Source organism: Streptomyces sp. NBC_00727 (genome assembly GCF_045161745.1).
Classification (GTDB): Bacteria; Actinomycetota; Actinomycetes; order Streptomycetales; family Streptomycetaceae; genus Streptomyces.
Map to the genome: position 1 here is coordinate 2037636 of NZ_CP108981.1, position 23631 is coordinate 2061266.

17 protein-coding genes are annotated in these 23631 nt (G+C 72.8%); 4 read left to right on the forward strand and 13 right to left on the reverse strand.

What is annotated here, in order from left to right; translation table 11 throughout:
- Positions 1-2: 2 nt before the first annotated feature.
- The 8 genes from OG242_RS09135 to hrcA form a co-directional block, all read right to left on the reverse strand.
- Positions 3-911, reverse strand: a complete 909-nt coding sequence (locus OG242_RS09135; RefSeq protein WP_405897665.1) for a ribonuclease Z — start codon at positions 909-911, stop codon at positions 3-5.
- A complete protein-coding gene (locus tag OG242_RS09140; protein WP_405897666.1) occupies positions 912-1271 on the reverse strand; it encodes a histidine triad nucleotide-binding protein in 360 nt (119 codons plus the stop codon).
- A gap of 273 nt (positions 1272-1544) precedes the next feature.
- Positions 1545-4763, reverse strand: a complete 3219-nt coding sequence (locus OG242_RS09145; protein WP_405897667.1) for a S41 family peptidase — start codon at positions 4761-4763, stop codon at positions 1545-1547.
- Between the two features lie 123 nt (positions 4764-4886).
- Positions 4887-5420 (reverse strand): hypothetical protein, encoded by a 534-nt coding sequence (locus tag OG242_RS09150; protein WP_405897668.1) that lies wholly within the window; start codon positions 5418-5420, stop codon positions 4887-4889.
- A gap of 72 nt (positions 5421-5492) precedes the next feature.
- Positions 5493-6239 (reverse strand): 16S rRNA (uracil(1498)-N(3))-methyltransferase, encoded by a 747-nt coding sequence (locus OG242_RS09155; protein ID WP_405897669.1) that lies wholly within the window; start codon positions 6237-6239, stop codon positions 5493-5495.
- Positions 6236-7309, reverse strand: coding sequence for a nitronate monooxygenase (locus OG242_RS09160; protein WP_405897670.1), 1074 nt, complete (start codon positions 7307-7309; stop codon positions 6236-6238). The genes OG242_RS09155 and OG242_RS09160 overlap by 4 nt, the downstream gene beginning before the upstream one ends.
- A 108-nt stretch (positions 7310-7417) precedes the next feature.
- Positions 7418-8554 (reverse strand): molecular chaperone DnaJ, encoded by a 1137-nt coding sequence (dnaJ, locus tag OG242_RS09165; RefSeq protein ID WP_405897671.1) that lies wholly within the window; start codon positions 8552-8554, stop codon positions 7418-7420.
- The gene (gene hrcA / locus OG242_RS09170) at positions 8555-9571 is read right to left on the reverse strand and encodes a heat-inducible transcriptional repressor HrcA (protein ID WP_405897672.1); all 1017 of its coding nucleotides are present in this window, start codon (positions 9569-9571) and stop codon (positions 8555-8557) included.
- Positions 9572-9756: 185 nt separating this feature from the next.
- Between hrcA and OG242_RS09175 the strand changes: the two genes are divergently transcribed.
- The 3 genes from OG242_RS09175 (at position 9757) to OG242_RS09185 (ending at position 14391) form a co-directional block, all read left to right on the forward strand.
- Positions 9757-10476, forward strand: coding sequence for an MBL fold metallo-hydrolase (locus tag OG242_RS09175; protein WP_405897673.1), 720 nt, complete (start codon positions 9757-9759; stop codon positions 10474-10476).
- Positions 10477-10584: 108 nt separating this feature from the next.
- On the forward strand, positions 10585-11403 hold the full coding sequence (locus OG242_RS09180; RefSeq protein ID WP_405897674.1) for a DUF3097 domain-containing protein: 819 nt from the start codon (positions 10585-10587) through the stop codon (positions 11401-11403).
- Positions 11404-11520: 117 nt separating this feature from the next.
- Complete coding sequence (locus OG242_RS09185; protein ID WP_405897675.1) at positions 11521-14391, forward strand: ABC transporter substrate-binding protein; 2871 nt, start codon at positions 11521-11523, stop codon at positions 14389-14391.
- 25 nt (positions 14392-14416) lie between these two features.
- On the opposite strand, the gene hemW is transcribed toward OG242_RS09185, so the two are convergent.
- The 4 genes from hemW to lepA all read right to left on the reverse strand — a co-directional run bounded on the left by hemW (position 14417) and on the right by lepA (position 21818).
- The gene (gene hemW / locus OG242_RS09190) at positions 14417-15658 is read right to left on the reverse strand and encodes a radical SAM family heme chaperone HemW (protein ID WP_405897676.1); all 1242 of its coding nucleotides are present in this window, start codon (positions 15656-15658) and stop codon (positions 14417-14419) included.
- Positions 15659-15713: 55 nt separating this feature from the next.
- Positions 15714-17606, reverse strand: a complete 1893-nt coding sequence (locus OG242_RS09195; RefSeq protein WP_405901561.1) for a SpoIIE family protein phosphatase — start codon at positions 17604-17606, stop codon at positions 15714-15716.
- 221 nt (positions 17607-17827) lie between these two features.
- Positions 17828-19717: an AMP-dependent synthetase/ligase gene (locus OG242_RS09200; RefSeq protein WP_405897677.1), complete on the reverse strand. Its 1890-nt coding sequence runs from the start codon at positions 19715-19717 to the stop codon at positions 17828-17830.
- A gap of 226 nt (positions 19718-19943) precedes the next feature.
- Positions 19944-21818 carry a translation elongation factor 4 gene (gene lepA, locus OG242_RS09205; RefSeq protein ID WP_405897678.1) on the reverse strand — a complete coding sequence of 625 codons (1875 nt, stop codon included), beginning with the start codon at positions 21816-21818 and terminating at the stop codon, positions 19944-19946.
- Between the two features lie 215 nt (positions 21819-22033).
- On the opposite strand from lepA, the gene rpsT reads away from it, so the two are divergent.
- Positions 22034-22300 carry a 30S ribosomal protein S20 gene (gene rpsT / locus OG242_RS09210; RefSeq protein ID WP_405897679.1) on the forward strand — a complete coding sequence of 89 codons (267 nt, stop codon included), beginning with the start codon at positions 22034-22036 and terminating at the stop codon, positions 22298-22300.
- Between the two features lie 308 nt (positions 22301-22608).
- Here rpsT and holA read toward each other — a convergent pair whose 3' ends face one another.
- Positions 22609-23604, reverse strand: a complete 996-nt coding sequence (holA, locus tag OG242_RS09215) for a DNA polymerase III subunit delta (protein WP_405897680.1) — start codon at positions 23602-23604, stop codon at positions 22609-22611.
- Between the last annotated feature and the right edge of the window lie 27 nt (positions 23605-23631).

Below are 23631 nucleotides of genomic sequence, written 5' to 3' on the forward strand. Positions count from 1 at the left end.
TGTCACGGGTGACGGCTCGGCACCGCTACCCGCATCAGATCCTCCGCGACGGTCAGCCCGCCCTCGTACCCGGCCCCCCTCGCCTCGGCCTCGAAGGCCTCCGGCTCCGGGTAGCGCTGGGAGAAGTGCGTGAGGACGAGATGCCGTACGCCCGCCTCCCGGGCGACCGTGGCCGCCTGGGCCGCGGTCAGGTGGCCGTGGTCCGCGGCCAGTCTCCGGTCCTCGTCGAGGAAGGTCGACTCGATGACCAGCAGGTCGCACCCCTCGGCGAGGGCGTACACGCCGTCGCAGAGCCTGGTGTCCATGATGAACGCGAACCGCTGTCCGCGCCTGGGCTCGGACACGTCCGCGAGGGTGACCCCGCCGAGGTCACCCTCGCGCTGGAGGCGTCCGACGTCGGGCCCCTCGATGCCGTGCTCGGCGAGCTTCGCGGGCAGCATGCGCCGCCCGTCGGGCTCGGTGAGCCGGTAGCCGTACGACTCGACGGGGTGCGAGAGCCGGTGGCTGTCGAGCGTGTACGCGGCGGTGGTGGCCAGCGGCCCGTCGGCGGCGACCGGGGCCTCGGTCAGCCGCACGGTCTCGCGGTAGGCGGTGGAGTACCGCAGCCGGTCGAAGAAGTGCTGCCCGCTCGCCGGGTAGTGGGCGGTCACCGGGTGGGGGACCTGGTCGAGGTTGATCCGCTGGATCACCCCGGCGAGGCCGAGCGAGTGGTCGCCGTGGAAGTGCGTGACGCAGATCCGGTTGATGTCGTGCGCGGCGACACCGGCCCGCAGCATCTGGCGCTGGGTGCCCTCGCCGGGGTCGAAGAGGATGCCCTCGCCGTCCCAGCGCAGCAGATAGCCGTTGTGGTTGCGGTGCCGTGTCGGGACCTGGCTGGCGGTCCCGAGCACGACGAGTTCACGTGCGGACATCTATCCGGGCGGCCATTCCAGGCCGCGGCCGCCCAGCACGTGCGCGTGCGCGTGGAAGACGGTCTGGCCGGCGCCGGCGCCGGTGTTGAACACGACCCGGTACCCGCTCTGGTCGATCTTCTCGTCCGCCGCCACGTTGCCCGCCTCGCACAGCACGTCGGCGAGCACCTGCGGTTCGGCGGCGCCGAGGGCGGCGGCGTCCGGATGGTGCAGGCGCGGGATGACCAGTACGTGGGTGGGGGCCTGGGGGTTGATGTCGCGGAAGGCGACGGTGGTGTCGGTCTCGCGGACGATGGTGGCCGGGATCTCGCCCGAGACGATCTTGCAGAACAGGCAGTCGGGCTGGGGTTCTCCTGCCATTTGCTTGCGCGCTCCTTGGGTCTCGGGTGATCCGTTGCGGGCCAGCCTATCCGGGCGGGCCCGGGGGCGACGGCTTTCGGGGGCGCTGCCCCCGTACCCCCGGTCATCAATCGCCGGAGGGGCTTGATTTTGCCGCCGCCGCCGCACACCTGCGGCGGCGCTTTCAGCCCCGCCGGCGATTGAGGCGCGGGGTCCGGGGCGGAGCCCCGGGTCCGGGAAGGGGCGGGGTGGGGAACAGGCCCGCCGCAGGCGCACCGCCCCCACCCGCCCGCCTCAGCCGGACAGCCCCGGCAGCTCCGGCGGCACCTTCGCCGGCACCCGCTCCAACGACTCCAGCCCGATCCGCACCGCCTCGTCCAACTGCGGATCACGCCCCTCGGCGTGATCCCGCGGCGTCATCACGACCTCCACGTCCGGATCGACGCCGTGGTTCTCGACGCCCCACCCGTACCCCTCCAGCCAGAACGCGTACTTCGGCTGGGTGACCAGCGTGCCGTCGACCAGCCGGTAGCGGCTGTCGATGCCGACCACGCCGCCCCACGTGCGCACGCCGACCACGGGCCCGATCTTCAGGGCCTTGATCGCGGCGTTCACGATGTCGCCGTCCGAGCCGGAGAACTCGTTCGCGACGGCCACGACCGGCCCGCGCGGCGCGTCGGCCGGGTAGCTGTAGGGCCGCACGTCGCGCGGGAGGTCCCAGCCGACGATGCGGCGGGCCAGCTTCTCGACGACGAGCTGGGAGGTGTGGCCGCCCCGGTTCTCCCGGACGTCCACGACCAGGCCCTCGCGCGCCATCTCGGTGCGCAGGTCGCGGTGGATCTGGGCCCAGCCGCCGCCGACCATGTCGGGGACGTGGAGGTAGCCCAGCCGGCCGCCCGAGCGCTCGTGCACGTACGCCCGCCGGTCGGCGACCCACGCGTGGTAGCGCAGGGCCTCCTCGTCGGCGACGGGTACGACGACGACGTGGCGCGGGTCGCCCCCGTCGGCCGGGGAGACCGTCAGCTCGACGGGCTTGCCGGCCGAGCCGGTGAGCAGCGGCGCGGGGCCGGTCAGGGGGTCGACGGGGTGCCCGTCGACGGCCAGGACCGCGTCCCCGGCCCGGACCGCCACGCCCGGCGCGGCGAGCGGCGAGCGGGCCGCCGGGTCCGAGGTCTCGGAGGGCAGCACGCGGTCGATGCGCCAGCTGCCGTCCTCCGCGCGGGAGAGGTCCGCCCCGAGCAGCCCCTGCCGGGCCGCCTCGTCGCGCCACCCGCCGGGCGGGGTCACGTAGGCGTGCGAGGTGCCCAGCTCGCCCTGGACCTCCCAGAGCAGGTCCATGAGGTCGTCGTGGGTCGCGACGCGCTCCAGGACCGGGCGGTAGCGGTCCAGGACGCCGTCCCAGTCGACGCCGCCCATGTCGGGCCGCCAGAAGTTGTCCCGCATGACGCGGCCGGCCTCGGCGTACATCTGGCGCCACTCGGCGGCCGGGTCGAGGGTGCGGCGGATCCGGGAGAGGTCGACGGTCACGGCGTCGTCGTGGTCGTCGTCACCGGCGGGCACGCGGCTGTCGGAGGGGACGACGGACAGCTTGCCGTGGTTGATGACCGCGAGCCGCTTCCCGTCACCGCTGACCGCGAAACGGCTGATGTCCGAGGTGAGTTCCTCGCAGCGCAGCTTCTCCAGGTCGTACCGCTCCAGGACGGTGTCCGGGCGCCGCGCGTCCGGCCCGGCGCCGCTGGTGCCGAGGACCCCGGTGAGCGGGTGGCGCAGCCAGAGCAGCCCGTCCCGCGCGGCACGGAGCGAGGAGTAGACGGCGGCCTCGACGGGAAGGGGCACGATCCGGTCGGCGAGGCCGTCCAGGTCGATGCGGGTGATGGGGAGCGCGGTGGGGTTGTCCTCGCCGTCGGCGCCCTTCTCCTTCTCCGTGGGCCGGCCGTGCAGCTGCGGCCCGAAGGGGGAAGGCGTGGTCGCCGCGAGCGTCAGCAGGTGCGGCCGGCAGGACCCGATGAACGCCATGTCGAAGACGTGCGCGTCGTAGACGGGGTCGAAGGCGCGCTCGGAGAGGAAGGCGAGATGCTTGCCGTCGGTGGTGAAGGCGGGCGCGAAGTCCCGGAACCGCAGCGGGGTCGCCTCGGAGACCGAGAGGTCGGCGATATGGGCCAGCTTGAGCTGGCTGAGCGGCTCGGGGCCGGGGTGCGACCAGGCGAGCCACGCGGAGTCGGGCGACCAGGCCAGGCCTGAGGCGTCGCCGTGCTCGCTGCGGTCCACCTCGTGGATCTCGCCGCTGTCCCGCTCGACGATGAGCACGCGGCCGTCGTGCGCGGCGACCGCGAACCGGCTGCCGTCGGGGGCGGGGGCGAGGTCCAGTACGCGGCCGATCCGGCCGGCCGCCAGGCGGCGGGGCACGGCGCCCGGCGAGGTGCCGGTGGCGGGGGCGATCTCCAGCGCGTCGTCGCCCTCGGCGTCGGTGACCCAGACGACGTGCTGGTCGCCGTCGGCCTGGAAGGTGCGCGGCAGCCTGGCCCGTACGCCGGGTTCGGCGGCGAGCGCGCGGGCCGGGCCCTCGCGGTGGGTGACCCAGTGGACGGCGCCCCTCGACAGGACGGCGCTGCCCCGGCCGGTGCGGTCGGGCGAGGCGCTGGTCAGGTGGCTGTCGGCGTGCAGCGGGTAAGGCTGGAGGTCGGCGCGCTGGCCGCCGAGCCGGATCTCGACGCGGCGGGGCTCGTCGCCCTCCAGGCCGTCCAGGAGCCAGAGTTCACCGGCGGAGGCGTAGGCGACCCGAGTGCCGTCGGTGGTGGCGTGTCGCGCGTAGAAGCCGTCGACGGGGGTGTGCCGGCGCAGGTCCGTGCCGTCGGGCAGCGAGGAGTAGAGGGCGCCGACGCCCTCGTGGTCGGAGAGGAACGCGATGCGCTCCCCCACCCACATCGGGCATTCGAGGTTGCCGTCGAGGTCCTCGTGGACGCGGACGAACTCCAGCGGGTCGCCCTCGGCCGCGATCCAGAGCTTGCCGGCCGTGCCGCCCCGGTAGCGCTTCCAGGTGGCGGCCTCGCGCCCCATGGTGGCCGAGAGCAGCAGGACGCGTCCGCCGGGCCCGTACGCGAGGGAGCCGACGGGGCCGTACGGGAGGATCCGCGCGGGACCGCCGTCGACCGGGACGGCCCTGGCCCAGCTGCGGCGCAGCGAGACCTGGCCCTGGGTGCTGGTGACCAGTACGTCCCCTTCGGGGGTCCAGCCGCGCACGGTGGTGCGGGTGTCTCCCCAGTGGGTGAGCCGGCGTGAGGGTCCGCCGTCCGCGGGTGCGAGGTGCACTTCGGGCGCCCCGTCACGGGTGGAGGTCCAGGCGACGAGGGTGCCGTCGGGCGATATGCGCGGCTGGGTCACGGGACGGTTGTCTGCGCTGACCCGCCACGCCCGGCCGCCGTCGAGCGGGGCGAGCCAGACGTCGTCCTCGGCGGTGAAGGCGATCAAGTCACCCTGGACATGGGGGTACCGGAGGTAGGAAGGCTGTGTCACACGATCACCCTAGGCCGCGGGTGTGCCTGGTGGCACGGGGTTGGCCGGAGTACGTCACCCACCGCCGCCTGCGCCCCGGGGACGTGCGGGCCGGGTAATCCGTCAACCGTCGTGGCCACACCGCTATTTGCCGGGGTACGCGGTGACCGTGACCGTCACCGTGGCTGTCGGGCCGTTGCCCCGGCCCGGGCCTCCGGCGGGCGGCGCGGTCGTGGCCGGGGTGGTGCAGTCGCCGAGCAGGGCGGCCCGGAAGACGGCGCGCCCGCCGGTCTTCGCGGTCATGTCGCCGCGCACGCACCGGCCTTCGACGGCATGGGTCACCCGCCCGTCCAGCGCGATGTCCCCGCCGGACCTCGTCTCGCCGTCGCAGTGGACCTCGGCCACTCGGCGCGGGGAGGCGGAGGGCGCCGCGGGGCGGGTGGCGCCGCCCCCGTCGAGGGAAGCCGTGCAGGTCAGCCAGCGCACATGGACGCCTTCGTGCTCCAGCGCGCGGGTGGCGGTCCGGTCGGTGGTCACGGCGACGGACGCGGTGTTCAACGCGCCGACACCGTCCGCCGGTTCACAGGCCGCGAGACCGGTGACGGCCGCGGCGGCGAGGCAGAGTGCGGCCGGAAAGCGACGGGCCGTACGCCGGCCCCATGCCCTTGATGTCCCCATACGGGCAGCCTCCCACCGCGCCTGGCGACGCGGTAGTGCACTTCCGGGCACAACCACCCCATCGGGGACGGTTTACGACCAGCGCCCCGTACGTCCCAGCAGCAGCGCGGTCGCCGCGGTGCCCGCCGTCGAGGTGCGCAGGACCGAGGGGCCGAGCCGGCAGGTGCGGGCACCGGCGGCGGTGAACGCGGCCAGTTCGTCCGGGGAGACACCGCCCTCGGGGCCGACGACCAGCACGATCTCGCCCGCGTCGGGCAGGGCGACGGTGGCCAGGGCCTCGCTGTCGCAGGCGCGGTCCTCGTGCAGGACGGCCGCGAAGTCCGCCGCGGCCAGCAGCGCCGCGACCTGCTTGGTGGTGGCCAGGTCGGCCACGTCGGGGAAGCGCACCCGGCGGGACTGCTTGCCGGCCTCCCGGGCCGTACTGCGCCACTTCGCCAGGGACTTGAGGCCGCGGTCGCCCTTCCACTGGGTGACACAGCGCGCCGCCTGCCACGGCACGACCCCGTCGGCACCGGTCTCGGTCATCGTCTCCACGGCGACCTCACCCCGGTCCCCCTTGGGCAGGGCCTGGACGACGGTGATCCGGACGGCCGGGGCCGGCTCCTCGTGGACCGGGTCCAGCCCGCCGACGACCAGCCGGTCCTTGCCCTCGGCGGAGCGCACGACGCCCTGGGCCCAGCGGCCGCGGCCGTCGGTCAGGACGACCTCCTCGCCGGTGCGCAGCCGCTTCACGGAGACCGCGTGCCGCCCCTCGGGGCCGTCGAGAACGAACTCCGGTGCGTCCGGCAGCTGTTCGACGACGAAGACGGGTGCCGTCACTGGGTGCTCCTCGTGCTCACTGCCGTCCGTGCGGCGTCCAGTTCCTCGGCGAGCAGCCGGACCAGCCGGGCCGCCGGCAGTTCGCGGGCCATCCGGTGGCCCTGCCCGGCCCACAGCGCCATGCCCTGTGCGTCCCCGGCCTTCGCGGCCGCCTTGCGCAGCACGGAGGTCATGTGGTGGGCCTGGGGGTAGGCGGCCGGGGCGTACGGGCCGTGCTCGCGCACGAAGCGGTTGACCAGGCCGCGTGCCGGGCGTCCGGAGAACGCCCTGGTCAGGGTGGTCCGGACGAACAGCGGGTTGGTCAGGGCCTTCTTGTGCAGCACATGGGCGCCGGACTCCGGGCAGGGCAGGAAGGCGGTGCCCAGCTGGGCGGCGTCGGCGCCCGCCGCGAGCACGGCGGCGATCTGCGAGCCGCGCATCAGGCCGCCCGCGGCGATGACCGGTATCTGCACGGTCTCGCGGACCTGGGTGACCAGGCTGAGCAGCCCCGTGCCGCCGTCCTCGGTGGCCGGGTCGTCCTGGAAGGTGGAGCGGTGGCCGCCCGCCTCGGTGCCCTGGGCGCAGACGGCGTCGGCCCCGGCCCACTGGGCGGCCTGGGCCTCCTCGGGCGAGGTGACGGTGACGACGGTGTACGTACCGGCCGCGGCGAAGGCGTCGAGGGTGTCGCGCGAGGGGCAGCCGAAGGTGAAGGAGACGACCGGGACCGGGGCGTCGAGGAGGACGGCGAGCTTGTCCTCGTACCCGTCGTCGCCGGGGACGTCGGTGTCGCCGAGGGCCGTCTCGTACCAGGCGGCTTCGCCCGCGAGCCGGAGGCGGTAGGCCTCCAGGGCCGCGGGGTCGGCGTGGCTCTGCTGCGGCATGAAGAGGTTGACGCCGAAGGGCTGCCCGGTCAGGCCGCGCACCTGGTCGATCTCATCGCGGATGCCGTCCGCCGTCTTGTACCCGGCGGCCAGGAAGCCGAGCCCGCCGGCCTCGGAGACGGCCGCGGCGAGCTGCGGGCAGGAGGGACCGCCGGCCATGGGGGCCTGCACGATCGGGTGCCGGCAGAGATCGGTCAGCGCGGAGGACATGACCGCATCGTGTCATGTCCTCCCTGTCCCGTGATGCCCGCCCCGCGACAGTGTCCGGTCCCGGCGCGGTACGGACCCGGAGGCCGGGTCCGTACCGCGTGGATGCCGTCAGCGGCCGTTGAAGGCGTCCTTCAGGCGGGAGAACAGGCCCTGCTGGCCGGGCTGGAACTGGCCGGTGGGCCGCTCCTCGCCGCGCAGCTTGGCCAGTTCGCGCAGGAGGCGTTCCTGCTCGGGGTCCATCTTCGTCGGGGTCATCACCTCGACGTGCACGATGAGGTCGCCGCGTCCGCCGCCGCGCAGGTGCGTGATGCCGCGCCCGTGCAGCGGGACGGACTGGCCGGACTGGGTGCCCGGCCGGATGTCGACCTCCTCCATGCCGTCCAGCGTCTCCAGCGGCACCTTGGTGCCGAGGGCCGCAGCCGTCATGGGGATGGTGACCGTGCAGTGCAGGTCGTCCCCGCGGCGCTGGAACACCGCGTGCGGCAGCTCGTGGATCTCGACGTAGAGGTCGCCGGCGGGGCCGCCGCCGGGGCCGACCTCGCCCTCGCCCGCGAGCTGGATGCGGGTGCCGTTGTCGACACCGGCGGGGATCTTCACGGTCAGCGTGCGCCGCGAGCGGATGCGGCCGTCGCCGGCGCACTCCTGGCAGGGGGTCGGCACGACCGTACCGAAGCCCTGGCACTGCGGGCAGGGCCGCGAGGTCATGACCTGGCCGAGGAAGGACCGGGTGACCTGGGAGACCTCACCGCGGCCGCGGCACATGTCGCAGGTCTGCGCGGAGGTGCCGGGGGCCGCCCCCTCGCCGCTGCACGTCGTGCAGACGACGGCCGTGTCGACCTGGATGTCCTTGGTGGTCCCGAAGGCCGACTCGGCGAGGTCGATCTCCAGCCGGATCATGGCGTCCTGGCCGCGCCGGGTGCGCGAACGGGGTCCGCGCTGCGACGACGTACCGAAGAACGCGTCCATGATGTCCGAGAAATTGCCGAAGCCGCCCTGGCCGAAGCCGCCGGCGCCGCCGCCCCCGGACTGGGAGAGGGGGTCGCCGCCGAGGTCATAGACCTGCTTCTTCTGGGCGTCCGACAGCACCTCGTAGGCGGCGTTGATCTCCTTGAACCGCTCCTGGGTCTTCGGATCGGGGTTGACGTCCGGGTGCAGCTCGCGGGCGAGCCTCCGGAAGGCCTTCTTGATCTCGTCCTGGGAAGCGTCGCGGCGCACGCCGAGTACGGCGTAGTAGTCCGTGGCCACTTACGACTCCGCCAGGATCTGTCCGACGTAACGTGCCACTGCGCGTACCGCTCCCATCGTTCCGGGGTAGTCCATGCGGGTCGGTCCGACCACGCCGAGTTTGGCGACTGCCTCGTCGCCCGAACCGTAGCCGACCGCGACGACGGACGTGGAGTTGAGCCCCTCGTGGGCGTTCTCGTGCCCGATGCGTACGGTCATGCCCGAGTCCGTGGCCTCGCCGAGCAGCTTCAGCAGCACGACCTGCTCCTCCAGTGCCTCAAGCACCGGCCGGATCATCACCGGGAAGTCGTGTCCGAAGCGGGTGAGGTTGGAGGTGCCGCCGATCATCAGCCGCTCCTCCGTCTCCTCGACGAGGGTTTCGAGCAGGATCGAGAGGACGGTGGACACGGTTCCCCGGTCCTCGCTCTCGAAGGATTCCGGCAGGTCCTGCACCAGCTGCGGGACGTCCGCGAAACGGCGTCCCACCACCCGGCTGTTGAGCCGGGCCCGCAGGTCCGCGAGCGCGGTCTCGCCGAACGGCGCCGGGCAGTCGACCAGCCGCTGTTCGACCCGGCCGGTGTCCGTGATCAGCACGAGCATCAGCCGCGCCGGGGCCAGGGACAGCAGTTCCACGTGCCGCACCGTCGAACGGGTCAGCGAGGGATACTGCACGACGGCGACCTGCCGGGTCAGCTGCGCGAGCAGCCGTACGGTGCGGCCCACGACGTCGTCGAGGTCGACCGCGCCGCCGAGGAAGTTCTGGATGGCGCGGCGCTCCGGCGACGAGAGGGGCTTGACGCCCGCGAGCTTGTCGACGAAGAGCCGGTAGCCCTTGTCCGTCGGAATACGCCCGGCGCTGGTGTGGGGCTGGGCGATGAAGCCCTCGTCCTCCAGCACCGCCATGTCGTTGCGGACGGTGGCCGGGGAGACCCCCAGCTTGTGCCGCTCCGTGAGCGCCTTGGAGCCGACGGGCTCCTCGGTGCCGACGTAGTCCTGGACGATGGCGCGCAGCACTTCGAGTCTGCGTTCGCTGAGCATCGCGCGCACACCTCCAGCTGTCCATCTCGTGGTCCTCGGGCCGTTCCCGGGATTCCTCCTGGCACTCGGTGCGTACGAGTGCCAGCGATCCCCGGCCAGTGTACGGCGACGGGGTGGCTTCCTAGCAAGAGCGGTCGGCCACGCTGCCGGGGGACCGCGCAGGTCGCTGCCGATAGCGTCGCCGCATGGACGCCTCTTGGGAAGACTTCGGGTGGGAGCGGCTGGGTCACGGAGCGGGCCGCCGGCGCCTGCCGGTGTGGGACGCGACGGCCCTTTTGGTGGCCGGTGCGGACGGAGTGCTGCTCTGCGACACCGGTGCGTCACTGCGTGAGGGCGTCGAATTGCGTACGCAGGCGGAGGCACTGCTCGGCCGGAGGGTGACGCACATCGCACTCAGTCACCCTCATTTCGATCATGTGCTGGGCACGGCCGCGTTCGCCGGGGCCCGGGTGTACGGCGCCGCGGGGATGGCGGAGCTGCTGCGGCGGGGGGCGGGCGAGCTGTACGCGGACGCGGTGGCCCAGGGCCTGCCCGAGCCGGACGCGGCGGAGTCCGCCGATGTGCTGGTCGCCCCGCGCGAGGAGGTGGACGGGGAGCGGGCGCTGGACCTGGGCGGCCGGGAGGTGGTGCTGGTGAACGTGGGCGCGGCGCACAGCGGCCACGACCTGGCGGTGCTGGTTCCCGGCTCCCCGGCGCTGGTGTTCTGCGGCGACCTGGTGGAGGAGTCGGGCGAACCGCAGGCCGGTCCGGACGCCCGTCCCGCCCGCTGGCCGGCGGCGCTGGACCGGCTGCTGGAGCTGGGCGGCGAGGACGCGCTGTACGTGCCGGGGCACGGGGCCGTGGTGGACGCGGCGTTCGTCCGGGCGCAGCGGGACGCGCTGGCGGCGCGGTTCGGCGGGTCGTAGCGGGACGCGCCGGCGGCGCGGTTCGGCGGGTCGTAGCGGGGAAGGGCGGCCGGGCGGGCGGCCTCACGGTTCGGCGTGTCGCGGGTCTTCCCCGCTTATCGTCGTGCGATGCGCAGCTACCAGCCGGATCTGACCCCGCCGTGGAAGAAGTCCGCCCCCGCCCCCGAGGTGCCCGCCGAGACCGATCTGGTCGTGGAGGAGGCCGTCACCGGCTTCTGCGGTGCGGTGATCCGGTGCGAGAAGACCGCCGAGGGGCCGACGGTGACCCTGGAGGACCGGTTCGGCAAGCACCGGGTCTTCCCGATGGTGCCACGCGGCTTCCTGCTGGAGGGCCGGGTCGTCACGCTGGTGCGCCCGTCGGCCGGCGGACCGGTGCGGCCCACGCGCACGGCTTCCGGTTCGGTGGCGGTGCCCGGGGCGCGGGCCCGGGTGGCGCGGGCCGGGCGGATCTATGTGGAGGGGCGGCACGACGCGGAGCTGGTCGAGCGGGTGTGGGGCGACGACCTGCGCATCGAGGGCGTGGTCGTCGAGTACCTGGAGGGCGTCGACGACCTGCCGGCGATCGTGCGGGAGTTCGCGCCCGCGCCGGACGCCCGTCTGGGGGTGCTGGTCGACCATCTGGTGCCCGGTTCCAAGGAGTCGCGGATCGCGGCCCAGGTGTCGGACGGCAACGTGCTGGTGGTCGGGCACCCGTACATCGACGTGTGGGAGGCCGTGAAGCCCGCGTCGGTGGGGATCGCCGGCTGGCCGGTGGTGCCGCGCGGGCAGGACTGGAAGACGGGGGTGTGCCGGGCGCTGGGCTGGCCGGAGAACACCGGCGCGGCCTGGCAGCGGATTCTGTCCTCGGTCCGGTCCTACCGGGACCTTCAGCCCGAACTCCTGGGCCGAGTAGAGGAATTGATCGATTTCGTCACCCTTCCGGACTGATGTCCGGCGGGCCTTCCCGTCGATCCCGTACCGATACGGACGAATGCCTGCGCCTCGCACGCATCATCGGTTATTGAGTGGGGCCAGGCTCTTTTCGCGAGGGAAGGCACGGGGGCGATGGCGCGCGAGGTCTGGCGGGACAGTGCGGAGAACGAGGCGGCCTCCGCCGTCTTCCACTTCGTCCAGCAGCTCATCGACCGCTACCGCGACAACCGGCCCGTGATGCCGCTGGTGGTCCTCCAGGCCGCCGACGCCGACGTGCCGGCCGCCGTGGACGCCCGGGTCGAACAGATCGTGCGGCAGATCCACCGGGCCAACCAGCCGCGCCGCGTCCCGCTGAAGCTGCTCGAAGGGCGCGGCCCGACGCCGTACGACGCGGCCCTGGACATGGTCCGCACGCTGACCGAGAGACCGTGGGAGACCCGGGGCGGATCGCAGTACAAGCCGTTCGCCTTCCCTCGCTCCCGGCTGCTCGGGGCCATCGAGCAGGCCTCCGAGGCCGTGCTGCGCGATCCGGACCCGGGCGGCTCCCGGGGCCGGCGCGACGAGCGGATCCTGGAGGAGCTGAGCGCGCTGCGCTGGCGGGCCGGGCGGCGCGGCCGGGGCACCTGGTGGAGCGCGTTGCGCGAGTCGGCGCGGCCGGAGACGTTCGTGGGGGCCGTGGTCATCGCGGTCCTGGGTGTGCTGCTCGGCGAGATCGGCTGGCTGCCGACCACGCTGGTGGCCGTGGGGGCGGTCCTCGGGCTCTCGGTCGTCCGGCTGCTCACGACATCCGCGCCGCCGCTGCTGTGGCTGCGCCGGGCCAGCAAGTGGTTCGCCACCACCTCGTCGCTGGCCGCCGCCAGTACGGGCTACCCGTCCGACGGCTGGTCGCGGTTCTCGCCGAGCGGTTCGTGGCGGGTGATCCGGGCGCGGGCGGCGGTGGTCGCGGGGCGGGTGGCCGACGCGGCGGCGGGCGACGAGCGGTCCCGCCAGTTCCACCTGGAGCTGCGGGTGCAGGCGCTGCTGGAGGACCTGCGCCACAACTACCGGCCGCACGCGGCGGACTGGCGACGCGGCAAGCGCACGGTGCCGCCGGTGGTCTTCCTGCCGACGGCCAACCAGGGCAACGGCGGCATCCAGCTGATCAACGCCCTCAACAACGTGCGCTCCCGGCGCAGCGAGGTCGATCCGCTGCTGCTCCTGGCCTCGCTGCCGGCCGCCGAGATCCTGCGGCACACCCCGCCGCTGCCGCCCGACCCGCCGCCCGTGCACACCGGTGCGGCCCGTGCCCGGTACGAGGACTGGGTCGGTCACCTCAGCGTCGGCCAGTCGCCCACCGCCACCGCCACGCCCGCCTGGGTGCTGCAGCTGCCGCTGTCGACGGCTCAGCTGACCCATGAGCACGCGGACGCCCAGCTGTCCACGGAGCGGGTGCGCAGGACGTGGGTGTGGTGGGTGGTGTCGCGGACGACGGTCGCCTGCCTGGTGGCCGGTGCGCTGCTGGGGACGCTGCTGCTGAGCAACCATCTGGCGAACCGTTACTGCCACGGGCCGCTCACGGACGTCAACACGGACTCGGTGCGGCTGCCCGGTCCGGGCGGCGACAAGGAGTGCGTCGGCGTGGCGACGACCACCCGGGTGCGTTTCGCCGAGGGCAACGACCTGGAGCTGGACGGGGCCGGGGCGGGCATCACCTTCGACCGGATCGAGCGGGCGGTGGCCGAGGAGAACGCCTCGATCGAGCCGGGCGACAAGTACGTCACCCTGATCTACGCGGGCCCGTTCACCGCCCCGTCCCCGGAGCGCACCCGCAAGGCCCTGGAGGAGCTGACCGGCGTCTACCTGTACCAGCACCACACCAACACGCTGGACTTCTCCGTGAAGCTGCGGGTCCTGACGGCCAACGGCGGTCAGGACATGCTCCAGCAGATACCGGCGGTGAAGAAGATCATCGAGGTGGCCGGAAAGGACCCCTCGGTCGTCGGCGTGGTCGGGCTCGGCCGCGACACCACCGACAGCCCGGAGGCCACCGCGCTCCTCCAGCGTGCGGGCCTGCCCGTGGTCGACACCACCAACTCCGGCGGCTACCTGGCGACGGACTACTCCAACTACTTCGGTCTGGCGGCCACCGACCAGGAGCAGGCGGACGCCCTCGGCCTGATCGCGAAGCAGGTGGCGGGGAAGGCGGGCGGCAAGGGCAGGCCGCGGGCCCTGGTCCTGTCGCGCAAGCTCGGCAACAACGACAAGGACCGTTACACGGTGGAGCAGCGCAAGGTGGGCAGCGCGATGCTCGCCAAGTCGGGCTTCGCGCTCTCGGAGCCGGTCGAGTACAGCCTCGGCCGCCGCAGCAGCGCCGACCTGGACCGGCCGGTGCAGCAGATCTGCGCGGCGGACCCGGCGCCGCAGGCGCTGTACTTCGCGGGCCGGGTCGAGGATGTCGCCAACCTGATGAGCCGGCTCGCCCACAGCTGCTCCCGCCGCCCCATCACCGTCTTCACGGGCGACGACCTGACGAAGGCCCGGCTCGACGCGAGCACGGACACCACGAAGAACGTCACGCTCTACCACACCGCCCTCGCGCCGATGGGCCGCGGCCGCGCCGACGGCTTCTACGGGGAGTCGCACCGGGCCCTTGAGGAGCTGCTCCCCGAGAGCAGGACGCTTCCCCGGCTGCAGGCGTCGAAACCGTACGAGGACCCGCTCTTCGCGAGCGGCCAGTCGGTGATGTCGTACAGCGCCACGGCCGCCCTGTACGACGCGGCGAGCCACGGCGACGCGGTGAACAGCGCCGCCGAGACCTGGGCGAACCTGTACGCGGTGAAACTGCGGACCATGCCCACGGGGACGATCACCTTCCGCGGCTTCATCCCGTACGAGGCACAGGCGGGCCACGGTCTGGACGTCGTGCAGATCACCTACCCGGAAGGACGGAGCCGTGCCCGGATCATCTGCGGCCGGGCGGCGGGGGCGCGGGCTCTGGAGCCTTCGGGGTGCCCGCTGAAGTGAGCGCGGGCCCGCACCGGCGCCCCGCTCAGTCCACCAGGTCGCGCACCACGGCGTCGGCCAGCAGGCGTCCGCGCAGGGTCAGCACGGCCCGCCCGTCCTCGAACGGCGCCGGTTCCAGGAGGCCGTCGTCCACCGCCCGGCGGGCGGACGCGAGCCCGGCGGGGGCCAGCAGGGAGAGCGGGCAGCCGTCGACGAGCCGCAGCTCCAGCAGGATGCGCTCGACGCGGCGGTCCTCGGCGGAGAGGATCTCGCGTCCGGCGCCCGGTGAGCGCCCTTCCGCGAGCGCCTGCGCGTACGCCCCCGGGTGCTTCACGTTCCACCAGCGCACACCGCCGACGTGGCTGTGCGCCCCGGGTCCGGCGCCCCACCAGTCGGCGCCTCGCCAGTACAGCTCGTTGTGCAGGCAGCGGCCCTCGGGCGTGCGGGCCCAGTTCGACACCTCGTACCAGGAGTAGCCGGCGGCGGCCATCGCCTCGTCCGCGATGAGGTACCGGTCGGCGTGCGCGTCGTCGTCGGTCATCGGGATCTCGCCGCGCTTGATCCGGCGGGCCAGGCCGGTGCCCTCCTCGACGATCAGCGCGTACGCGGAGACGTGGTCGGGTCCGGCGCCGATCGCCGCGTCCAGGGACGCGCGCCAGTCGTCGTCGGACTCGCCGGGGGTGCCGTAGATCAGGTCGAGGTTGATGTGCTCGAAGCCGGCCGCCCTGGCCTCGGCGACGCACGCCTCGGGCCTGCCCGGGGTGTGGGTGCGGTCGAGGATCTTCAGGACGTGCTGCCGGGCGCTCTGCATGCCGAAGGAGATCCGGTTGAAGCCGCCCTCGCGCAGCTCGGCCAGGTAGTCCGGGCCCACGGACTCCGGGTTGGCCTCGGTGGTGATCTCGGCGTCCTCCGCGAGCCCGAACTCCTCGCGGACCGCCGCCAGCATCCGTACCAGGTCGGCGGCGGCCAGCAGGGTCGGAGTACCGCCGCCGACGAAGACCGTGCGGACCGGGCGCGGGTCGTCGCCGAGTACCTTGCGGGCCTGGCGGACCTCGCCGGTCAGATGGGCGGCGTAGTTGTCGCGTGAGGCCAGCGCACCGCCGGAGCCGCGCAGCTCGGTGGCGGTGTAGGTGTTGAAGTCGCAGTAGCCGCAGCGGGTCGCGCAGTACGGCACGTGCAGGTAGAAGCCGAACGGGCGGCCTGCTGCGCCTTCCAGGGCGTGGCGGGGCAGCGCCCCGTCGTCGGGCACGGGTTCACCATCGGGCAGTACGGAAGGCATACCGTCCATTGTCGCGCGCCGCCCGGCAACCGGACGCCACGCCTCTTCCCCTCCCCGCCCGCTCCTATTCGGCCTGGAGCACCAGCAGCGCCAGGTCGTCGTCCGGCGGGCGCTCGGCGAAGTCGTGCACGGCGTGCTTGATGCGCTCCGCGATCTCCTCCGCGCTCAGCCCCGCGCAGCCGGACAGCGCCTGCGCGAGCCCGTCGCCGTCGTCGAACATCTGCCCGCCCGAGCGCCGCTCCGTGACCCCGTCGGTGACGCAGAGCAGGCTGTCGCCGGGCGCCAGGTCGAAGCTCTGGGTCTCGTAGACGGCGTCGTCCATGAGGCCGAGCAGCAGCTGCGGCTCGGCGGCGGGCCGCACGGTGCCGTCCGGGCGCAGCAGCAGCGGCAGCGGATGGCCCGCGCTGGCCAGGGTGCAGCGGGCACCGCCGCCGGGCAGCGGCACCAGCTCCCCGTACAGCAGGGAGAGGAAGCGGGACTGCCCGCCGTTGTCCTCGGAGTGCTGGCCTCCGGCGGCGGCGACCATGAGCGCGGCGGCCTCGGCGGCCTCCATCGCGTCGTCCAGGAGCAGCCGGTTGAGCCGGACCAGCACCTCGCCGGCCTGGAAGCCCTCGCGGGCCAGCAGCCGCAGCCAGGGGCGGGCGAGGCCGGTGACGACGGCGGCCTCGGGGCCGCTGCCCTGGACGTCGCCGAGCACGAAGCACCAGCGGTCGCCGGGGCACGGGAAGATGTCGTAGAAGTCGCCGCCGACGACGCCGTCGTCGCTCGGTTCGTAGACCAGGGAGCTGGCGACGCCCGGTATCTCGGCGACCTTGCTGGGCAGCAGCCCGCGCTGCAGGATGCGGCTGATGGTGGCCTGGCGGGTGTAGGCGCGGGCGGCGCCCACGGCGAGGCCGACCCGGCGCACGAAGTCCTCGATCAGAGCCGTCAGCTCGTCGGGGACGCGGACGGTCGACTCGCGGCCCAGGAGTACGGCTCCGAGAGTGCGGCCGCCCGAGGTGATCCGGTAGGCGAAGGCGACGCCCTCCTCCCCGTCCGGCGGTTCGCCGTCCTCGTTGCCGCCGGGCCACGGCATGGAGACGGCACCGGTGCCGACGCGCTCGGGGAGCCGGAGCGGGTCGCCCTCCAGCAGGGCGCGCAGCGCCGGAATGCGCTCCTCGTCCACGTGCCAGACCTTGGCGAGGCGGGGGACGGCCGCGGGCCCGCCGCTCTCGGGCTCCAGCCAGATCGCGCACCAGTCGGCGAGCCGGGGGACGAGTAACTGTGCGGCCAGGGCCGCCACGATGTCCTCGTCGAGCTGCCCGGCCAGCAGGTCGGACGCCTCGGCGAGGAAGGACAGCGCGCCGCGCCCGGCCCAGTCCCCGTCGTCGCGCGCGGTGCGCCGGGCGGTCGGGGCGAGCAGTTCGGCGGTGCGCAGTCCGCGGTCGAGGCCGGACTCGCCGCGCGCCTCGGGGAAGGGGTTCCAGTCGTCGACGGGGAGCCGGGCCCAGACGGTCTTCGTGCCCGTGCGGTAGGTGATGCCCCACCGTTCGGCGAGGGCGGCGACGATCTCCAGGCCGCGCCCGTAGTCGGCGGGCTCGCCCGCGCCCTCGGCGCTGTGCCCGTGGTCGCCGCGCACCGTGCGGGCCGGGTGGTGGTCGGAGACCTCCAGGACCAGCGCGGACTCCTCGTCCTCGGTGGCCTCTTCCAGCCGGAAGAGCAGTTCGACGGTGGTGCCCGCGTGGACCACGGCGTTGGTCACCAGTTCGCTGACGATGACCGCCGCGTCCTCGGACAGCCGCTCGCTGAACCCCACCGCCGCGGGCAGCCCGAGCCCGGTCCACTCCTCGAGCGCGACGGTGACGAACCGCCGGGCCGCGGCGGGCGCGAGGAGGTTGCCGGGCAGGCTGGTCCGGGCGACCGGCTGCGTGCCCGTCGCGGCGGTGGTTCCGGGACGCTGCACGATGTCCCGCTGCAAGGGAATGGACCCCACAGGGCGGCTCCTGACCTGTTCTCGCTCTGCCTGCTTCTCCGCTGTGCGCCGCTGACGACACGGACAGAGTGACAGATCGGCCCTCCCCATACGCGCCGAGTTACCGAAGTGGGTGGTGAAGACGTTGCGCGAAAAACGCGCCGGCCCCCCGCGCCGGAGCGCGCGGGGGGCTTTCGGGGGGCGTACGAGGGTGCTGCGGGCGCTGGTCAGGCCTCGCGGGAGCCCGCGTACATGTCCTCGATCAGGTCCTTGTAGGTGCGCTCGACGACGGGCCGCTTCAGCTTGAGGCTGGGCGTGACCTCGCCGTGCTCGATGTCGAGGTCGCGCGGGAGCAGCCGGAACTTCTTGATGGTCTGCCACCGCTGGAGGCCCTCGTTGAGCCGCTTCACGTAGCCGTCGATCAGCTCGACGGTCTTCGGGGAGGCCACGACGTCCGCGTACGACTTGCCCTCCATGCCGTTCTCGGCGGCCCAGCCGAGGATGGTGGGCTCGTCGAGCGCGATCAGTGCGGTGCAGAAGTTACGGTCCGCGCCGTGCACCAGGATGTTGGAGACGAACGGGCACACCGCCTTGAACTGCCCCTCGACCTCGGCGGGCGCGATGTACTTGCCGCCGGAGGTCTTGATCAGGTCCTTCTTGCGGTCGGTGATCCGCAGGTAGCCGTCCACGGAGAGCTCGCCGATGTCGCCGGTGTGGAACCAGCCGTCGGCCTCCAGCACCTCTGCGGTCTTGTCCGGCAGGCCCTGGTAGCCCTGCATGATGCCGGGGCCGCGCAGCAGGATCTCGCCGTCGTCGGCGATGCGGACCTCGGTGCCGGGGAGCGGCTTGCCGACCGTGCCGGTGCGGTAGCTCTCGCCGGGGTTGACGAAGGAGGCGGCGCTGGACTCGGTGAGCCCGTAGCCCTCCAGGATGTGGATGCCGGCGCCGGAGAAGAAGAGCCCGATGTCGGGCGCGAGCGCGGCGGAGCCGGAGACGCAGGCGCGGAGCCGGCCGCCGAACGCCTCGCGGATCTTGGCGAAGACCAGGGCGTCGGCGACCTTGTGCTTGGCGCCGAGCGCGAAGGGCACGGACGCCTTGCCGGTGCGCCGGAAGTTGTCCTGCGAGACCCGGGCGTACTCGCGGGCGACGCCGGCCGCCCACTGGAAGATCTTGTACTTGGCCCCGCCGCCCGCGCGCGCCTTGGCCGCGACGCCGTTGTAGACCTTCTCGAAGATGCGCGGGACGGCGGCCATGTAGGTCGGCTGGACGACCGGCAGGTTCTCGATGATCTTGTCGACGCGGCCGTCGACGGCGGTGACGTGGCCGACCTCGATCTGCCCGGAGGTGAGGACCTTGCCGAAGACGTGGGCGAGCGGCAGCCAGAGGTACTGGACGTCGTCCTTGGTGATCAGGCCGGTGGAGACGGTGGCCTTGGCCATGTACGACCAGTTGTCGTGCGGCAGCCGTACGCCCTTGGGGCGGCCGGTGGTGCCCGAGGTGTAGATGAGGGTCGCCAGCTGCTCGGAGGTGATGGCGTCGACGCGCTCGCGGATCGCCTCCGGGTTCTTCGCCAGGTGCTCGGCGCCCAGGGCCTCCAGCTCGGCCAGGGTGAGCACCCAGCCCTCGGGATCGCCCTCGGCCGGTCCCGCGCCCTCGGGGTCGATGACCACGACGTGGGCCAGGTCCGGCAGCTCGGCGCGGCGCTCGCGGGCCTTGGCCAGCTGGACGGCGTCCTCGGCGATCAGGACCCGGCTCTCGGAGTCGGAGAGGATGAACGCCGACTCCTCGACGTTGGTGGAGGGGTAGACCGTGGTGGTCGCGGCGCCCGCGCACATGACCCCGAGGTCGACGAGGATCCACTCGACCCGGGTGGACGAGGCGAGCGCGACGCGCTCCTCCGGCCGCACGCCGAGCGCGATCAGCCCGGCGGCCACGGCGTACACCCGCTCGGCGGCCTGCGCCCAGCTGAGCGACTTCCACTCGTCGGGACCCTCGCCCCCGGCCGCGGGGACCGGGTAGCGGTAGGCCTCCCCGTCCGGGGTGGCCGCCACCCGGTCGATGAAGAGGGTCGCCACGGAGGGCGGACGGTTATCGATCATGGTCTGTGTGTCGCTCACGACATCCTCCGGGCCTGCGGCGTTACTTCACGACCGGCTGCTGCTTGATGTGATCCTGTGTGCTGCGATCCCGCTTGCTTAACTGGCGAGTAACTAAGAAGTCGTGATCAGGGTAAAGGGCACGCGCGCCCCGCGTAAGAGGCAATCGGACCCCGCTTGATAACGAACGGACCCCCGCACCGCAGCGTGCTGCGATACGGGGGCCGCCGGTCCTGCGCTGCCGGGACTACTTCTTCGTCTTGCTCTCCCCGGCGGACTCGTCGGTCGACAGCACGGAGATGAACGCGTCCTGCGGCACCTCCACGTTGCCGACCATCTTCATCCGCTTCTTGCCCTCCTTCTGCTTCTCCAGCAGCTTCCGCTTACGGGAGATGTCGCCGCCGTAGCACTTGGCGAGGACGTCCTTGCGGATGGCGCGGACGGTCTCACGGGCGATGACCCGGGAGCCGATGGCCGCCTGGATGGGCACCTCGAAGTTCTGCCGGGGGATGAGCTTCTGCAGCTTGGCGACGAGGCGCACACCGTACGCGTACGCCTTGTCCTTGTGCGTGACCGCGGAGAAGGCGTCGACCTTGTCGCCGTGCAGCAGGATGTCGACCTTGACGAGCTGGGCCGACTGCTCGCCGGTGGGCTCGTAGTCGAGGGACGCGTAACCCCGGGTCTTGGACTTCAGCTGGTCGAAGAAGTCGAAGACGATCTCGGCGAGCGGCAGCGTGTAGCGGATCTCGACGCGGTCCTCGGAGAGGTAGTCCATGCCGAGGAGGGTGCCGCGGCGCTGCTGGCACAGCTCCATGATCGCGCCGATGAACTCGCTGGGCGCCAGGACCGTGGCCCGGACGACCGGCTCGTGCACCTTGTCGATCTTGCCCTCGGGGAATTCACTCGGGTTGGTGACGACGTGCTCGCTGCCGTCCTCCATCTCGACCCGGTAGACCACGTTGGGCGCGGTGGCGATGAGGTCGAGGCCGAACTCGCGCTCCAGCCGCTCGCGGACCACGTCCAGGTGGAGCAGGCCGAGGAAGCCGACGCGGAAACCGAAACCGAGCGCCGCGGAGGTCTCCGGCTCGTACACCAGGGCGGCGTCGTTGAGCTGGAGCTTGTCCAGGGCCTCGCGCAGGTCCGGGTAGTCCGAGCCGTCCAGCGGGTAGAGCCCGGAGAACACCATCGGCTTGGGGTCCTTGTAGCCGCCCAGCGCCTCGGTCGCCCCGTTGTTCAGCGAGGTGATCGTGTCACCGACCTTGGACTGCCGGACGTCCTTCACCCCGGTGATGATGTAGCCGACCTCGCCGACGCCGATGCCGTCGGACGGGGTCATCTCCGGGGAGGAGACGCCGATCTCCAGCAGCTCGTGGGTGGCGCCGGTCGACATCATCCGGATGCGCTCGCGCTTGTTGAGCGAACCGTCGACGACACGGACGTACGTGACGACACCGCGGTACGAGTCGTAGACCGAGTCGAAGATCATCGCGCGGGCGGGCGCGTCGGCGTTTCCGACGGGTGCCGGGACGTCCCGGACGACGCGGTCGAGCAGCGCGTCCACGCCCATGCCGGTCTTCGCGGAGACCTTCAGCACATCCTCCGGCTGGCAGCCGATGAGGTGGGCCAGCTCCTCGGAGAACTTCTCCGGCTGCGCGGCCGGCAGGTCGATCTTGTTGAGCACCGGGACGATGGTGAGGTCGTTCTCCATCGCCAGGTAGAGGTTGGCCAGGGTCTGGGCCTCGATGCCCTGCGCGGCGTCGACCAGCAGGATCGTGCCCTCGCAGGCGGCGAGCGACCGGGAGACCTCGTAGGTGAAGTCGACGTGTCCCGGCGTGTCGATCATGTTGAGGATGTGGGTGCTGCCCTGGCCGTCACCTGTGGTCGGCGCCCAGGGCAGCCGGACCGCCTGGGACTTGATGGTGATGCCGCGCTCGCGCTCGATGTCCATACGGTCGAGGTACTGAGCGCGCATCTGCCGCTGGTCGACCACGCCGGTGAGCTGGAGCATCCGGTCGGCAAGGGTCGACTTGCCATGGTCGATGTGCGCGATGATGCAGAAGTTGCGGATCAGCGCCGGGTCGGTACGGCTCGGCTCGGGCACGTGGAGAGGAGTCGCGGGCACGCAGGGTCCTGATTCTTGAGACGCCGGACGCCGTGTCTCGGGTCGATGTCGGGTCGGGGCGGATCTGTACGTAGCTTCCATCGTCCCACGCCTACGGGGCGGCGACCGGTTTGGGCCGCTCCGACGGCTCCTGCTACCGTGGACAGCTGTGCCTCGTGGCTCTCGGGCCGCGCGGACACACATCGAAGATCCAACGAACCTGAAAAGGCTCTTTCGTGGCGAACATCAAGTCCCAGATCAAGCGGAACAAGACGAACGAGAAGGCGCGCCTGCGCAACAAGGCCGTCAAGTCGTCGCTCAAGACCGCCATCCGCAAGGCCCGTGAGGCCGTTGTCGCGGGCGACGTCGAGAAGGCCACCGTGGCCGTTCGCGACGCTTCGCGTGCCCTCGACAAGGCCGTCTCGAAGGGTGTCATCCACAAGAACGCCGCCGCCAACAAGAAGTCGGCGCTGGCCTCCAAGGCTGCCACCCTCCAGGCCTGAGCGGTCTGCGCCACCGCCGGGACGGACCAAGCGGGCCCTCTACCCCGCTCCTGACCGGCCCCCGCGTCGCACACCGAACCTGCGTTCGCCACGCGGGTGCGACGCACCCAGTCTGAACCGAGGCCCCGCCTCCCTTTCCCCAGGGAGCGGGGCCTTCGGCGTACGCGTGCGGCCCGGCGAGCGACCCCCGGCCCGTCCGGCGACCGAGGACGCACGGACCAGCACGCCCACGGCCCGTCCGGCGATTGAGGACGCCCGAACGGCGAGTTCAAGCCCGTCCGGCGATTGAGGACAACCGCGGCCGCCACCTACCGCGGGCCACGCCCGCTCCTCGCCGCCCCCGCCACGGCAACCACCGCCTTCTCCAAGGCGTACTCGGGGTCGTCCCCGCCCCCCTTCACTCCCGCGTCCGCCTCCGCGACCGCCCGCAGCGCCACCGCGACGCCGTCCGGCGTCCACCCCCGCATCTGCTGCCGCACCCGGTCGATCTTCCACGGCGGCATCCCCAGTTCACGCGCGAGATCCGCCGGCCGCCCCCCGCGGGCCGAGGACAGCTTGCCGATCGCCCGGACGCCCTGCGCGAGCGCGCTGGTGATCAGGACGGGCGCCACCCCCGTGGACAGCGACCAGCGCAGGGCCTCCAGCGCCTCCGCCGCCCGCCCCTCGACCGCCCGGTCGGCGACCGTGAAGCTCGACGCCTCCGCCCGCCCCGTGTAGTAGCGCCCGACGACCGCCTCGTCGATCGTGCCCTCGATGTCCGCGACGAGCTGCGACACCGCACTGGCCAGCTCCCGCAGGTCGCTGCCGATGGAATCGACCAGCGCCTGGCACGCCTCGGGCGTCGCGGAGCGCCCCAGCGCGCGGAACTCACCGCGGACGAAGGACAGCCGCTCGGCCGGCTTCGTCGTCTTCGGACACGCGATCTCGCGGGCCCCCGCCTTGCGTGCCGCGTCGAGCAGGCCCTTGCCCTTGGCGCCGCCCGCGTGCAGCAGGACGAGCGTGATCTCCTCGACCGGGTCGTCCAGATACTTCTTGACGTCCTTGATCGTGTCCGCGCTGAGATCCTGCGCGTTGCGCACGACCACGACCTTACGCTCGGCGAACAGCGAGGGGCTGGTCAGCTCGGCCAGCGTGCCCGGCTGGAGCTGGTCGTGGGTGAGATCCCGGACGTCCGTATCGGCGTCGGCGGCGCGCGCGGCCGCCACCACCTGCTGTACGGCGCGGTCGAGGAGCAGGTCCTCCTGCCCCACGGCGAGCGTGAGCGGGGCGAGCGGGTCGTCGGCGGAATTCCTTCTGGTGGCCATCGCCGTCCAGCATCCCACGGGCCACCG